The organism is Bradyrhizobium sp. Ai1a-2 (assembly GCF_000426245.1).
Taxonomy (GTDB): domain Bacteria; phylum Pseudomonadota; class Alphaproteobacteria; order Rhizobiales; family Xanthobacteraceae; genus Bradyrhizobium.
The window spans coordinates 62,794-76,336 of sequence record NZ_AUEZ01000042.1; the positions used below are offsets into that span (position 1 = coordinate 62,794).

The window sequence follows — 13,543 nt, forward strand, 5'->3', positions numbered from 1 at the left end:
TCGTATGGATATTTACGTCGACAACACCCATCTCGGACGTCACGTCACCGGGCTCGAGCGCATCACGCTCGAACTGTTCTCCGCGTCCGCGCTCGCGCCGCTCAATGTGGTGCCCGTCACCGCACGCGGCACGCGCCAGATGGTGACGACGCAGACGTTTGGCTTGCCGATGCGACTTGCGACCTCATCCGCAATGCTGCTCTGTCCCGGCTTTCCGCCCAGCCCCCTTCTGCTGCCGTTCGCCTCGCGCGTGCTGCCCTATATTCACGATGATTTTCTGCTGACGCGGCCCGCCGAACTCAATGCGCGCGCCCGCCTCTATATGGCGCGGCCCTTCAAGCTGGCGCTGCGGCACTATCCCCGCTTCCTCGCCAATTCGAACGATACGAGGCGCCGGATCGCCATCCATACCCGATCCGATGCCGAGATCACGCTCTACCGCCCCTCCGTGCGCAACGTGTTCGGCCTGCAGTCGGAGCAACGCGCTGGCCGCGCAGCAGCGCCGCGACCGCTGCGCCTGGTCGCGCTCGGCACCGTGGAGCCGCGCAAGAATTTCAGGGCCGCTGCCGCGCTCGTTGCGGCGCTGCGCCAAAGGGGTTTTGCCGATGCCACGCTCGATATAGTCGGCCGGCGCGGCTGGGGCGACGACTGGCAAGCGCTGGAAGCCATGCCGGGCGTTACGCTGCACGATTACCAACCGACCGAGCGCGTCAAGGAACTGCTTGATACGGCCGATCTGTTCGTCTGCACTTCGCATGACGAAGGGCTTGGCCTGCCCCTGCTCGAGGCACAATATGCCGGACTGCCGATCGCAGCGCCCGATGCGCCGATCTTCCGCGAGGTGCTCGACGCATCCGGCATCTTCATCAATCCCGCCGAGCCGGCCGCCGCCGCGGCGCAGATCGCTGCCGCGTTGTCGATTCAGAATTGGCGGGCGCGCTACGTCGCGCTTGCCGAGCAGAATCTTGGCCGCTGGAACGGGCTCGCTCACGGCGACCGCGAAGCGGTGATCGACCTTATCTCGCGCCTTGCTGCCCGCCCCCACACTTCCGGCCAGTTCAACCCGAAGCGGATCTGATTTTGCACACGACCGTCAACGCGATGCGGCACCTCGACAGCCTGCGGATCATTGCCGCTTGCGCCGTGGTGGTCCTGCACTATTCCGATTACTTCAAGGACCTCGCCGTCGGACGCTTCATGGTCGGCCATGTCTGGCATTTCAATCTGTTCGTCGATCTCTTCTTCGTGGTCTCCGGCTTCGTCATCGCCCGCCAATATCATGGCGATGTCGGCGACGGCACCGCCATCGGGCGTTTCCTCTGGCGACGCGTGGCCCGCATCTATCCACTGCATCTGGCGACGCTGGCATTCTATGTCGCCATCGCGCTGGCGCTGTCTTTCGGCATTTCACAGACCGGCAATCCGGCGCGCTATCCGATTTCCGATCTGCCGGCGCAGATCCTCCTGCTGCACGCGTTCGCTGGCGAACGACTGACGTTCAACTTTCCAAGCTGGTCGTTGTCGGCGGAAATGTTCTGCTATCTCCTGTTCCCGCTGATGGTTGCGATCACGGCACGGCGCAAGGTGCTGGCGATTGCGCTGTTCGCGTTGCCCGCGCTCGCCAACACCCTGTGGAACGTGTTGATGGGAACCGAGCCCTGGGCCGAATGGATCAATTACGGCGGTGCGTTCCGCGCCGTGCCTGCCTTCAGCCTCGGCATCGCCTGCTATCTCTATCGTGAGCGGATCGCGCGCTGGCCCGCAGTGCCCGGCCTGCTGATGTCTTCCCTGGCCGCGTTCATGCTGCTCGGCTCGTGGCTGACGCCGATGGCGGCCCTCGCGGCGATCTATGCCATCGCGGTGCTCACGATCCAGCCCGATTGCAGCGGCCGCGACACGTGGCTGTCGATGCTCAAGCTCGATCGCTTCGCGCCGTTCACTTACTCCTGCTACATGCTGCACATTCCGGTCGCGACGGTGGTCATCACCTTCGGTTCGCGGCTCCTGTCCTTTGCCTCGCCCGAGGCCAAGTTGGTCCTGGCGCCGCTTGCCGTCATCGTTCTCGGCGTCGCCAGCGTGTTCTCATTCCGCAAGTTCGAGACGCCGGCCCGGCGCTACCTCACCGCGCTCTACGATCGCCGCTTCGCGCCGGCCGTAGCAGCGGCACCGATCTCGCAGCGGGAGATCGCACAATGACGCTGGCGGCATCGGCGCAGGCAGACGTCGTTCACACTCGCGCGGATGCGCGGGCGACGAGCCGCGACGCGGTGATCGACACCATGCGGGGTGTTGCCATCCTGATGGTGATCGGGATCCATTCGCTGCCGCAGCCGCTCGATCTTGCCTGGACCAAGGCACTCGATGCCGCGCTGCGCCCCTGCGTGCCCATCTTCCTGTTTGCGTCCGGTTACCTCACTGCGCGCACCCGACGCGTCCCGCTGTTCAAGCGGCTGAAGGCCGCCGTGATTCCCTATGCAATCGCCTTCGTCGCCGCCTATCTCTACATGACCCTGCACAATCCCGCGATGGATCATCGCATAACCACGACAGTGGCGCGGTTCGCACTCGCTTATGTGTTCGTGTACTACTACGTCTTCGTCTATATCGGTTGCACCATCGTGATGTGGCTGATCTATGCTGCCGGCGGATCGGACCGGCGGGACACTGATCAACGGATGACGATCTTGCTCGCCCTTGCGATCGGTTTCGGGCTTGTCGCCGGAAGCTACATCGATCCCCTGCTGTTCCATCTCGGCTTTGCCGAGTCCTTCGTTGAAGAAGTCCGGATGCGCGATATCCCCTTCTGGTTCTCGTTCATGGCAGTCGGCGCACTGACGGCATCCTTCGCCGGCGCGGCCTTACGGAACATGCGCGCGATCCTGGTCGGGGCCATGCTGATCGCCTATCTGCTGTATCTGGCTGTCCGCCTGTCTGGCATCGGCGATGCCGCTGTCTACGACTCGACGGCGTTCTTCCTCTACGCAGCGCTGTTCAGCCTTGCGCTGCTGGTGCTGCAGCCGAGCGCAGCCTGGCTCGCGAGCCTCGGCTCCGGCAGCTATTTCATCTATCTCTGGCACATCTTCATCGTGATGTTGCTGCGCGACCACGCTGGACTGCGTCAGTTCGGCCCGGCCGTCAGTTTTGCTGTCACCTTCGGATTGACGGCAATGGTCAGCATTGTGGCGCTCGGTGCGGTCAGGCACTTCTCCTCCGCGCGCGTTGCCCGCTGGCTCGGAGCGTAACGATGCTGCTGCGCCACACCCTGCTCTATCTCCCTGCGCAGTTCGTCGGGCCGCTGTTCCAGCTGATCGCAATGATCGTTTGGACCCATGTGGTCAACGATCACACGCTGGGCATCATCACACTGGTCACCGCGACACACGAATTTCTGCAGATTGCCTTTCTCGCCTGGTGGTCCCAATACGCACTGCGTTTCTCCGGCCGCTACAAGGATGGCGAAGCGCCGCGCTTCTACCGCACGGAAAATGCGGTGCTGCTAACGTCGGTCGTGCTGCAGAGCGTCGTCGTCGTCGTCGTGCTGCGCCTGGTCATTTCCCCCGATGCCCACTTCAGCATGCTGATTGCCGCCATCGGTTACGTGGTCACGCGTTCGCTGAACCTTTATATCGGCGAGCGCGCCCGCGCCCAGCACCAAATCTGGGTCTACACGATCCAGCAGGTGACCGGGCCCGCGGTCGGCTTCGCCGTGGGCCTTGTGATGATCAAGCTGTTCGGCCAATCCGCCGAATGGCCGCTGGCTGGCTACGCCATTGCCCAACTCGCCGCTGCGCTGGTCGTGCTGCCGAAGATCGCCCATGGCCGTCGCCTGTGGCCGATCGATCGCGAGATCGTCGTACACGCATTGCATTACGGCGTCCCCCTGATCATCGGCGGCGGGCTCGGCTGGATCGGCCTCAATGCCTCGCGCTTCATCATCAACGAAATGTCGGGCGTGGCTGCTGCCGGCCTGTTCGCCGTGGGTTACGGGCTTGGACAGCGCGCCGCCGCGGTTGCCGCCATGCTGGTCACGGCCGCAGCCTTTCCGCTCGCGGTCAAGAGCATGGAACAAAGCGGCAGCAAAGCGGCGATGCGGCAGCTTGCCGACAACACCGCGCTGCTCGTTGCGATCCTTGCGCCAAGCCTGACTGGCATCTTCATGCTACGGTTCGAAATCGTGCATCTTCTGATCGCCGTGCCGTTTCAACAGGCCACGCTGAGCGTGCTGCCGCTCGCAACGCTCGCCGGCGCGATCCGCAACCTTCGGGCCCATTTCGGCGACCAGGTCTTCCTGCTGCACAACCGCACGCGCTGGATGATGGCAATCTCCGCCATCGACGCCACCATGACGGTGATCCTCAGCGTGGTGTGCCTGCGCTACTGGGGACTTGCCGGCGCGGCTGGCGCCACCGTTCTCGCCGCAACTGCCGCCGCCGCCACGAGCTTCAGCATCGGCTTCTCCCTATTCGGGCTGACGCTGCCGTTTGCGCATCTGGCGCGCATCGCGGTGGCGACCGTCGCGATGGCGGCGCTGTTGCGCGAGTTCCCGGAAGCGCCAAACAGCGTCATGCTCGCCGCACACATCACAGCGGGTGCTGCCGTCTATCTCACAGTGCTGGCACTGCTGTACGCACCATCGCTGTTGAAGATGTTGCGGGCGCGCCCGCAACACTCCGGCGCATGACGATTCCGTTACGCTTTCTTTGCATTCTCGAACGCACGCGCGATCGCGAACCACAGCGGCTTACGCTGCATTGATGAATCATAAGGCAGCGGCCGCGGCAGGCGTTGTGCCAGCGGATCCTTCTTCTTGGCGGCATCCGTGTAGAACGAATAATTGTCCGCGAGCTCCCAGGCGATCACCATCTTGACCGCCGGCACCTGCAACGCGTTGGTGAGGAATTTCTCGCCGGTCTCGGCAATCATCGCGTCGCGGGTCGCGATGTCGTCCGGGAACGTGTCATCGCGCACATCGAATTCGGTGATGTAGATGTCCACGCCGCGTGATGCGAGTTGGTGCAGGAACTCGGCAAACCGTCCCGGATCATGCGGATAGCGCGGCTGCACATGACCCTGCAGGCCGACGGCCGCGAGCGGCACACCGGCCTGCTTCAATTCATCGACAAGACGCAACAATCCGCTGCGTACGATGTGCCCCACTTCATCATCGCGCTCGGTTTGCGCCTCGTTAAGAACAAATTTTGTTTTCTTGTCCACCATGGCTGCGCGCTCGTAAGCGCGTCGGATGTAGCCGGTTCCGCCAAATGCGTCATACCACGGTCCTAGTCTGTAGCCGCCGGGCGCCTTGTGGCCCGGCCAGAACGGCTCGTTGACGACATCCCATGAATGCAACTTGCCGACGTAGCGGCTGGCAACTTCTTCTATATAGGAGTCGAAGAATGCCTGGCGCTCCGTGTTGCTCATGTTCTTGATCCACTGCGGAACCCAATCGTTCCAGATCAGACAATGGCCACGCATCGGGATGTGATTGCTCGCACAAAATTGCAGCAGACGATCCGCGCTCTCGAAACGTTTGGGGCCAGGTTGTGGCGCGATCGTGCCCATTTTCAGCGCAATGTCGGTTGTGATGATGCGTGTCTGTGTCGTGTAGAGCTCGCGATACGCAAGATCCTTGTCGATGACAGGACCAGCGGCAGCGCCAAACGCGAATCCGTTTTGTGCAGCGATCGCGCCGAGACTCTGACTTTGCATCGGTGCGGCACTCGAAACTCCTGCACGCGCGGCAACACTTGCGCCTGTAAGAATGGCGAGTGCACTTCGTCGCGACATCTGCATGGCTGCTCTCCATCAAGTGAATGCATTCGTTGCGCTGAATCATTTTTGCACAGCGGCATCGCCATCGTTGCGACGCAATAGTTCGATTTCGTGACGATGCTCGTCGAGGAAGAGTCTTCGCGATGCGAGTTCCCCATCGCACAAGCATTGAGCATGCCGACGACTTCCGTCAGTGCACCTCGGCTTCTCTGTCCACCTGGAGATCGACATGCCGGAAATACAGACGCAGCCTGCGACATCCAATCTCAATGTTGATGGCATCGCTATCAACATTGGTTCATTGCCCGAAGCAGTGAACTCGATCGTATCGGCCGCGCAACAGGGTGAGAACTTCAGCGTATGCACGTTGAATCTCGACCATGTCGTTCAACTGCAACATCGGGCTGACTTCCGGGCGGCTTATCGTCGCGCCAAATTTGTGACGGCCGACGGGTTCCCGATCGTCGTGCTCTCTCGCTTGCTTGGTACGCATATCGAACGGACCACCGGCGCCGATCTTGTGGAACCGGTGTGCGAGGAAGCGCAGAGGCGAGGCCTTCCTGTCTTTCTGCTGGGATCGAATGACGCGACATTGAAGGCCACCGCGCAACGTTTGTCGGAACGGTTCCAGGGTCTGAAAGTTGTGGGATGGTATGCGCCTGGTCCCAACTTCGATCCTTATTCCGCCGAGGCTGACCATGCGATCGAATTGATCCGCGAATCCGGCGCAAGACTCTGCTTCGTCGCACTTGGAGCGCCACGCCAGGAAGTATTTGCCGCGCGCTGTCTCGACGAGCTCGATGGGACGGGTGTGTTGTGCATCGGCGCCGCGCTCGATTTCATCGCCGGCACGCAGAAGCGCGCGCCATCGGTTACCCAGAAGGCCGGACTCGAGTGGGCATGGCGCATGTTGAACAATCCAAGCCGGCTCGGACCGCGCTATGCCCGCTGCATGGCCGCCGTCCCGGGGCTCGTCGCGCGGACCCTGCCCCAGATCATCAACGCACGAATCCGGAAGACCGCATGACCTCGACCGTGACACTGGCGCTGCGCGCCCGCAATGCAAGCCGCGTTCGGCCACGCTATCAGATCTGCCTGCTCCACCCGTTCGATCCGCGCGGCCAAAAGGTCGGCGGGCTCGAGACTTATATCCGCGACTTCATCACCTTCCATCCTGACAACACCGACATCCTGTTCGTCGGCGTGGATTCGATCGGTGACCTCGCGCTCGGCGAAGTGCACCGGGTCACGTTCCGCGGCCGCACCTTCGATTTCCTTCCGATCCTGCGCTATAGCGACGCGCAGGCGCGTGAAGCCGCTCGCACCATTCGTTCTTCGCTGACCGGCCAGTTCTTCGTGGCGCTGCTGCGTCATTTCGGCCAGATCGCGCGGCTGGTACGGACGCGACAATGCTCGATCGACCTGCGACGGGTGGAGTTCTCCTGGCTGCCGGCGGTCCTGCGTCTTCCCTTCGTGCAGATGCTGCATGGCGAGGGCGCGCCGAAACTGCAGATGGATTCGCTGCTCCGGAGATACTCCTTCGTGCACAATACCGGTGAGCGGTTCGCGGTGACGATGAGCGAGAAGTTCCTCTGCGTTAATCCGTTCATCACCGAACGGATGCAGAAGACCTATCCGCGCAGCAAAGAGAAGATCGATACGCTGTGGACCTGGGTCAATACCGACATCTTCCAGCCGCAACCGTTCCCGGAGAGCATGTCGCCATTCCAGATCGTGTTCGCCGGCAGGCTGGACGAATTCAAGGATCCGCCGCTGATGTTCCGCACCATCGATCGTTTGCGACAGCGGCTGAACAGCCCGATCCGTTTTCACTATATCGGCACCAGCGATCCGCACCGCTTCAGCGAGTTTGCTGCAATCGAGGACATCACCGTTCGCCACGGCTTCAAGGATGCCATGGGCATGGCGAAGACGTTGTCAGAGGCGCATGCAGGCATTCTCACCTCCGAGTTCGAGGGCATGCCGCGCTGCGTTCTGGAAACGCTCGCGGTTGGCCGTCCCATGGTCGCCATGCATCTGCCGCAGCTCGAATCCGTCATCCATGACGGCCAGAGCGGCTATCTGGTGACACGCGATGGCAGCCGCGACGACATGGTGGAAACGCTCGCGCAGCGCTTCGTCGACGTCCGTGACGCCATCGACAGCCGCGAGATCACGCCCGAGCAGGTCGCCGATGCGATCCAGGACTTCACGCCAGCGACGCAACTGGCGCGCGTGTATCGCTATCATCAGGAAATTCAGGACGCCCGCGGTTTCGCCGCCGCCGCAGCCTCTTGAGGCACCGACGTGGACATCCTGCTGCTGACGAGTGAGTTTGCTCCCGCCATGGGCGGGATCGGCACCTATGCAGGGGAGATCGCCGCCGCCGCGGCGCGGCTCGGCGCGCACGTCACCGTGGTCGCGCCGGACTATGGACAGGACAATGCGGGCCGCGATCGCGCGCTGCCGTTCGAAGTAGCCCGCTTTTCCGGCGGCCTGCATTCGATCAAGGACCTGCCGGCGAAAATGATGCTGACGCGCAACAAGGTTCGCGAGCGTCCATACGACGTGATCCATGCGGCCGATTGGCCGTTCTTCATTCCCGTCGCATTGTCGCGCTGGCAGACGCCGGCACGCTTGCTGATGACAGTGCATGGCACCGAGATCAACGAAACCCAGACCCCGTTGAAGCGGCTCGCGATCCGCAGCGCCGGCGTGTTCGGACCGCGGACCGAGATCGTCGCCAACAGCCGCTACACCCGGGATCTGTTCTGCGAACGGTTTTCCATCGACGCGGGACAGATCAGCGCAATCAGTCTCGGCGTTTCCGACTTCTGGTTCGGAGAGCGACGAGATCGCGAGGACATCCGCGCCGGCCTTGGGCTGTCGCCGGAGCGGCTGGTGATGGTTACCGTCGCGCGGATCACCCATCGCAAAGGACATCATCTGACGCTCGCGGCACTCGCGCGTCTCCCCGAGCGGCTGCGGCAGCGTATCACCTGGCTCGTGATCGGCCCGAACGGCGAGGCCGACTATGTCAACGAACTTCGGCGTCTGATCGACTCGGCCAATTGCGATGTCCGCCTGCTCGGTCCGCTGCCGAACGAAGAGATCCGCGATATCTATGGCGCCGCCGATCTGTTCTCCCTGACGGGACTTCCGGCCTCCTCCGGACGGGTCGAAGGATTCGGACTGGTCTATCTCGAAGCCGGTGCCGGCGGCGTGCCGAGCGTTGCGACGGCGGTCGGCGGCGTTCCTGACGCCGTGCTGGCGGATCAAAGCGGCATCCTTGTGCCGCCCGATAGCGACAGCATTTCCGCGGCGATCGCCAGGTTCGCCGAGAATGACGAATTGCGTGCGACCCTTGCGGCGGGCGCGTTGGCTCATGCACGCAATTTATCGTGGGAACGATGTGCTGCCGCGACCTACGGGCTGGCGCGGAAGCAGCGGCCTGCGCCGCAGGCCGCGGTCGTGACCGCATGAGGCGGATCGCCGCCGCCGCGATCCTGCTTCTGCTCGCCACCGGCGCGGCGCACGCCGGCGCCGACAACTGCCGCCGAAGCCGCGAATATCTGCTGGGCAGCCTTGGCGGCGATCTGAAGTCGCCGCCCCAATCCTACAACGATCTGTTCAAGGTCTGCCTCGCGGCCAGCAGCATGACGAATGTGAGGGACGCCTATATCCTCAAGGACGGCGGCATCGCGGTCATTCCCAAGCAGGACACCATTCCTGCCACGGCGTCGACACTGTCGCAATTTTGCGACGCCTATCCGGGCGCGACGCTGCGCTTTCTCACCGGCAAAGAAGTGCTGACAATAAAAACCGTCGTCGACATCGTGCAGCTGTCCTCGACCTCGGCGACGCCTTGCAAGAAGATCAAAGGCCTCACCTGAAGCCGACGCCGCCGAGCATCATCTCTGCGCGTCGTAATATCGTGGCATGACATGCGGATCGAGCGGACGCTCCGCCCGGCGCCCGAGGAAGAAGAAGCCGCTCGCCGCATCCGATCCGGCGCGGGCGCGCGTCAGCGGATCGAGCAGGCGGATCCAGAAGAACGGCAGCGCGACCAGGCGCGACAGCTTGTCGCCGGCGCCGAGCGCACGCGCGAAATAGCGGATCGACCACACCAGCGCGGCGCCGGCGCCACCGACGCGGCCCGCGCGGATTTCCGAGAACTGCTTGAACAGCCAGCGGTGACCGCTCCGCGTGAAGCGCGAGAAATCATAGCCGCGCTCGTGCACCTGCTGCATGAACGGCGTTTCGGCGTAGACGAGGCCTCTGCGCCGGAGCACGCGGTGAATCTCGCTGACGACGGACATGGGCTCAAGGACATGCTCGAGCACGGCCTGAACCCAGACGCCATCAAACACACCGTCCTCGAACGGCAGCCGGTGCGCGTCGGCCACCAGCAGCGTGTAGGGCGACGCGTAGACGTCGGTCCCGATCAACTCGAGGGAGTCATCCGCGTAGAGCTCTTCGGCGCCGTCGCCAACCGCACCTCCGCCGATGACGAGCACGACCGGCCGTTCGGATTCCTGCTTCAGCAGCTCGATGAAGCGGGCACAGTTCGATTGCGCCACCTGATTGCCGCCGAAGGTGAGCTGATGCAGGCGCGAGCGGATCGAACGACGCGTCACGTCGCGGTGAAAGACCGAACCATTGCCGCCGCGATACATTCCTCGCTCGAAGACGCTGGCGGCGAAATCGATCAGGACCGGCTGGTCCTCGACCACCGGAAACCCGGTTCTGGAGTATTCACAAGTTACACTCGAGCAGAACGGCCGCGCGTCGATTTCGCGCAGCGGCGCCGCACAGCGCGGACAGCGAACCGCGCGCCGCCACCAATCGGTCTGCGCCCACGTATCCAATCGATAGGTGACAGAGGAATCCAAGAAGGCCCCTTCGTTCAAGCGACGTTCCTGGGTTCCGCCCGAGGAACAGACTGTATCTAGATTTTTTGTTGCAAATTGCGGCGTCTGTGCGACGCAACAAGCCAACGTGTGCGGGGCAGGATGGTTCTGTCTGGTGGACGCATGGACTTGCCTTCAGCAAGCCACAATACGCCCACCGCCGGTCACGTCACGCATCGACGTGAGCCCGCGCTTCCGAGCATCAGAATGAATCTTCAAATTGTCAGCACGATGGCTGCGCCGATCGTCACTACGATCGTGATCGTGAGCTTATTGTGTGAGGGCAGCTCACAGAACTCTGCTGCTCGGACGAGCGCTCCGGGCAGAGCTCAAATAAGCGCGTGGCTCTTCAGCGACGTCGTGTTGGTGTTCGCCTTGGTGGACTCGGTGGATCGTGTCGAATTGGCGGACCTGCGGTTCTTCGATTGCGCGAAGTCATGCATTCCCGTTTGCCACTGCAGACCGACGATGGCGCCCTTCGTCGGCTGAAGCAGCGCGAGCGATGAGAACAGCGTCACCGGCAACCATATCGCAAGCTGCAGCCAGGCCGGCGGCGCATAAGCCATCTCGACCGCCAGCAAAGCCGGCACGACCACGTGTCCGACGACGACGATGACGAGATAGGCGGGGAAGTCATCGGCGCGCTGCGGCGTGTAGTCCTCGTCACAGACTTCGCAGTGATCCACGACCTTCAGGAAGCGGCGGAAGAGATGACCCTTCCCGCAATTGGGGCATCGCATGGTGAAGCCGCGCAACACGGCTTGGGCAAGCGAAACTGGCTGTGTCATGGCTGAATTCCTTGACCTGAGGCATGTCCATACAGTACGAGAATGTATGGATACAATCAAAGACAAATAGGCCTATTGTATGGATTGGGTCCCTACACTTTCCGAATGGCAAGGCCCGCTGTTCATGCGCATCGTCGATGCGCTGGCCACTGATATCGAGAGCGGCCGGCTTGTTCGCGGACAAAGATTGCCGACGCATCGCGCGCTCGCGACCGAACTCGGCATCGATCTCACCACCGTCACCCGCGCCTATGGCGAAGCGCGCCGACGCGGGCTGCTGGACGCCAGGGTCGGCCAGGGAACGTTCGTCTCGGAGACGACGGTGCGATCGCCGTCGCACGTTCCCTCCCAAATCACGATCGACCTCTCGATGAACCTTCCGCCTCAGCCGGTGGAAGCCAATCTGGATCTTCGGATCGCGCAGGGGCTGGAGACCATTCGCAGAGAAAGCGGCTTCAGCGCATTCCTGACCTATTCAAAACCAGGCGGCAGCGATCTCGAACTGGAGACGGCGGCAGACTGGCTGCGCCATCGCGTGACGGATGTGAATGCCGAGCATCTTGTGATCTTTCCGGGATCGCAGGCCATCGTGTTCAATGCGCTTCTCGCCCTCACCTCGCCCGGTGACGTGGTCCTGACGGAGGCACTCACCTATCCCGGCCTGAAGACAGCGGCTGCCCGATTGGGCGTTCGCCTGATCGGCTTGCCCATGGACGAGCAAGGCGTGCGGCCGGACGCGCTCAAGGATGCATGCCGCAAGCACAAGCCCAAGGCTGTCTACCTGGTGCCGACGCAGCACAACCCGACGACCGCGACAGCGGGCCCGGCACGCCGCAAGGCCATCGCCGAAATCATCCGCCATGCCGGAACATTCCTGATCGAGGACGACGCCTATGGTCTGCTCGAGCCGTCCGCATCCCCGATCGCAAACCTGATCCCCGAGCGGACCTATTTCGCCGCCAGCACGTCGAAATGCATCGCGCCAGGACTGCGCGTCGCCTATCTGCAGGCACCTGATTCCAGCGCCGCGCAGACCATGCGCAGCGGCTTGCAGGCAACGATGCAGATGTCGCCGCCCCTGATGGTCGCGCTGGTCACCCACTGGATCCGAAACGGCATCGCCGACGAGATCATCGAGGCGGTACGCAACGAAGCCAAGGGACGGCAGCAATTGGCGAGCCGGATCCTGAAGGGCATCGCTTTCGCATCCCGTCCGACGAGCCATCACCTTTGGCTGGAGCTGCCGCCATCCTGGAATCGGATGGACCTGCTTTCGCATCTGCTCCGTCACGGGCTTGCCGTTGTCGGCGAAGATGCGTTTGCCACTATCGACAAGCCGCCGCGCGGGATCCGCGTCTCCCTCGGCGCGGCGCGCAGCCGCGCCGATGTCAACCAGGCCATGCAGGTGCTCGCTGCGGCGATGAAATTGTCGGTCATGGCGACGCAGATCGTCTGAGGCGTGTTGTAGCGCGGCCCGTAGGATGGGTTGAGCGCAGCGAAACCCATCAGCTTCGGAGAATGCCTCGCGAATGATGGGTTTCGCTTCGCTCTACCCATCCTACGATTGATTCAAATATCAAACAGCTCTCCGCTGTCATCGTCCGCGAAGGCGGACGATCCAGTATTCCAGAGGCGTCAGAGCTTGAATCGAGACGCCGCGGGTTACTGGATGCCCCGCCTTCGCGGGGCATGACGATAGAGAAAGGATATGCGTCCGCATTCTCGCGGCGCGTTGCGCCCGAGCTTTGCATCACTTTCCACCCTCTCTCGAAATCGGAGGGCGCAGGGAAAGCCGGGTGCTGGTTGCACCCGTGGGTCCCGTGCAACAAAAAGCACGGGGGGAGGACCACAGGTTCAACCGAAGCATTCCGGCTTTCCCTGCGCGATGGTGTTACGGCTTACTTCGTGCTCTCCCCGGTGACCGGCTATCTAATGCACACATCTTTGTTGCGAAGATCGGCGAAGACTGATTCCCTGATGAGAGGCGGTCTTGTGGAGGGAGGTCTTATGTCGATGGAGGTTGGACTGGGACGATTTGGCGATCGTCGCCTGGAAAAAGGGGGGCGTCGTTGC

Annotated in this window: 12 protein-coding genes; 9 read left to right on the forward strand and 3 right to left on the reverse strand. The window is 62.6% G+C overall.

Annotated elements, in window-relative coordinates; genetic code table 11:
* Nucleotides 1–4: 4 nt before the first annotated feature.
* Genes K288_RS46450 through K288_RS0124935 form a run of 4 tightly spaced genes read left to right on the forward strand, consistent with a single transcriptional unit; the run spans nucleotide 5 to nucleotide 4,681 of the window.
* Entirely contained in the window at nucleotides 5–1,078 is a 1,074-nt protein-coding gene (locus tag K288_RS46450) for a glycosyltransferase (protein ID WP_051334699.1), read from the forward strand.
* A gap of 2 nt (nucleotides 1,079–1,080) precedes the next feature.
* The gene (locus tag K288_RS0124925) at nucleotides 1,081–2,196 is read left to right on the forward strand and encodes an acyltransferase (RefSeq protein WP_043160609.1); all 1,116 of its coding nucleotides are present in this window, start codon (nucleotides 1,081–1,083) and stop codon (nucleotides 2,194–2,196) included.
* Nucleotides 2,193–3,242 carry an acyltransferase gene (locus K288_RS0124930; protein WP_027582019.1) on the forward strand — a complete coding sequence of 350 codons (1,050 nt, stop codon included), beginning with the start codon at nucleotides 2,193–2,195 and terminating at the stop codon, nucleotides 3,240–3,242. Before K288_RS0124925 ends, K288_RS0124930 begins: the two co-directional genes overlap by 4 nt.
* A 2-nt stretch (nucleotides 3,243–3,244) precedes the next feature.
* Nucleotides 3,245–4,681 (forward strand): oligosaccharide flippase family protein, encoded by a 1,437-nt coding sequence (locus K288_RS0124935; protein ID WP_027582020.1) that lies wholly within the window; start codon nucleotides 3,245–3,247, stop codon nucleotides 4,679–4,681.
* Nucleotides 4,682–4,689: 8 nt separating this feature from the next.
* Here the strand turns inward: K288_RS0124935 and K288_RS0124940 are convergent, their stop codons facing one another.
* Complete coding sequence (locus K288_RS0124940) at nucleotides 4,690–5,709, reverse strand: endo-1,4-beta-xylanase (RefSeq protein WP_244443240.1); 1,020 nt, start codon at nucleotides 5,707–5,709, stop codon at nucleotides 4,690–4,692.
* A gap of 292 nt (nucleotides 5,710–6,001) precedes the next feature.
* Here K288_RS0124940 and K288_RS0124945 point away from each other — a divergent pair, with 292 nt between their 5' ends.
* The 4 genes from K288_RS0124945 to K288_RS46460 are packed head-to-tail and all read left to right on the forward strand — an operon-like array spanning nucleotide 6,002 to nucleotide 9,665.
* Nucleotides 6,002–6,799, forward strand: a complete 798-nt coding sequence (locus tag K288_RS0124945) for a WecB/TagA/CpsF family glycosyltransferase (protein WP_027582022.1) — start codon at nucleotides 6,002–6,004, stop codon at nucleotides 6,797–6,799.
* Complete coding sequence (locus tag K288_RS0124950; RefSeq protein ID WP_027582023.1) at nucleotides 6,796–8,070, forward strand: glycosyltransferase; 1,275 nt, start codon at nucleotides 6,796–6,798, stop codon at nucleotides 8,068–8,070. The genes K288_RS0124945 and K288_RS0124950 overlap by 4 nt, the downstream gene beginning before the upstream one ends.
* A gap of 9 nt (nucleotides 8,071–8,079) precedes the next feature.
* Nucleotides 8,080–9,255: a glycosyltransferase family 4 protein gene (locus K288_RS46455; RefSeq protein WP_051334700.1), complete on the forward strand. Its 1,176-nt coding sequence runs from the start codon at nucleotides 8,080–8,082 to the stop codon at nucleotides 9,253–9,255.
* Nucleotides 9,252–9,665 (forward strand): hypothetical protein, encoded by a 414-nt coding sequence (locus tag K288_RS46460; protein ID WP_027582024.1) that lies wholly within the window; start codon nucleotides 9,252–9,254, stop codon nucleotides 9,663–9,665. Before K288_RS46455 ends, K288_RS46460 begins: the two co-directional genes overlap by 4 nt.
* An 18-nt stretch (nucleotides 9,666–9,683) precedes the next feature.
* Here the strand turns inward: K288_RS46460 and K288_RS0124965 are convergent, their stop codons facing one another.
* Nucleotides 9,684–10,664, reverse strand: coding sequence for a class I SAM-dependent methyltransferase (locus K288_RS0124965; RefSeq protein ID WP_210164437.1), 981 nt, complete (start codon nucleotides 10,662–10,664; stop codon nucleotides 9,684–9,686).
* A gap of 347 nt (nucleotides 10,665–11,011) precedes the next feature.
* Nucleotides 11,012–11,470 carry a DUF983 domain-containing protein gene (locus K288_RS0124970; RefSeq protein WP_027582026.1) on the reverse strand — a complete coding sequence of 153 codons (459 nt, stop codon included), beginning with the start codon at nucleotides 11,468–11,470 and terminating at the stop codon, nucleotides 11,012–11,014.
* 79 nt (nucleotides 11,471–11,549) lie between these two features.
* Here K288_RS0124970 and K288_RS0124975 point away from each other — a divergent pair, with 79 nt between their 5' ends.
* Nucleotides 11,550–12,926: a PLP-dependent aminotransferase family protein gene (locus K288_RS0124975; protein ID WP_027582027.1), complete on the forward strand. Its 1,377-nt coding sequence runs from the start codon at nucleotides 11,550–11,552 to the stop codon at nucleotides 12,924–12,926.
* Nucleotides 12,927–13,543 lie beyond the last annotated feature (617 nt).

Coding starts and splice junctions, on each gene's coding strand:
- K288_RS0124935 (WP_027582020.1), top strand. CDS start 3,245: ATGCTGCTGCGCCACACCCTGCTCTATCTCCCTGCGCAGTTCGTCGGG.
- K288_RS0124950 (WP_027582023.1), top strand. CDS start 6,796: ATGACCTCGACCGTGACACTGGCGCTGCGCGCCCGCAATGCAAGCCGC.
- K288_RS46460 (WP_027582024.1), top strand. CDS start 9,252: ATGAGGCGGATCGCCGCCGCCGCGATCCTGCTTCTGCTCGCCACCGGC.
- K288_RS0124945 (WP_027582022.1), top strand. CDS start 6,002: ATGCCGGAAATACAGACGCAGCCTGCGACATCCAATCTCAATGTTGAT.
- K288_RS0124940 (WP_244443240.1), bottom strand. CDS start 5,709: ATGCAAAGTCAGAGTCTCGGCGCGATCGCTGCACAAAACGGATTCGCG.
- K288_RS0124930 (WP_027582019.1), top strand. CDS start 2,193: ATGACGCTGGCGGCATCGGCGCAGGCAGACGTCGTTCACACTCGCGCG.
- K288_RS46450 (WP_051334699.1), top strand. CDS start 5: ATGGATATTTACGTCGACAACACCCATCTCGGACGTCACGTCACCGGG.
- K288_RS0124975 (WP_027582027.1), top strand. CDS start 11,550: ATGGATTGGGTCCCTACACTTTCCGAATGGCAAGGCCCGCTGTTCATG.
- K288_RS0124970 (WP_027582026.1), bottom strand. CDS start 11,470: ATGACACAGCCAGTTTCGCTTGCCCAAGCCGTGTTGCGCGGCTTCACC.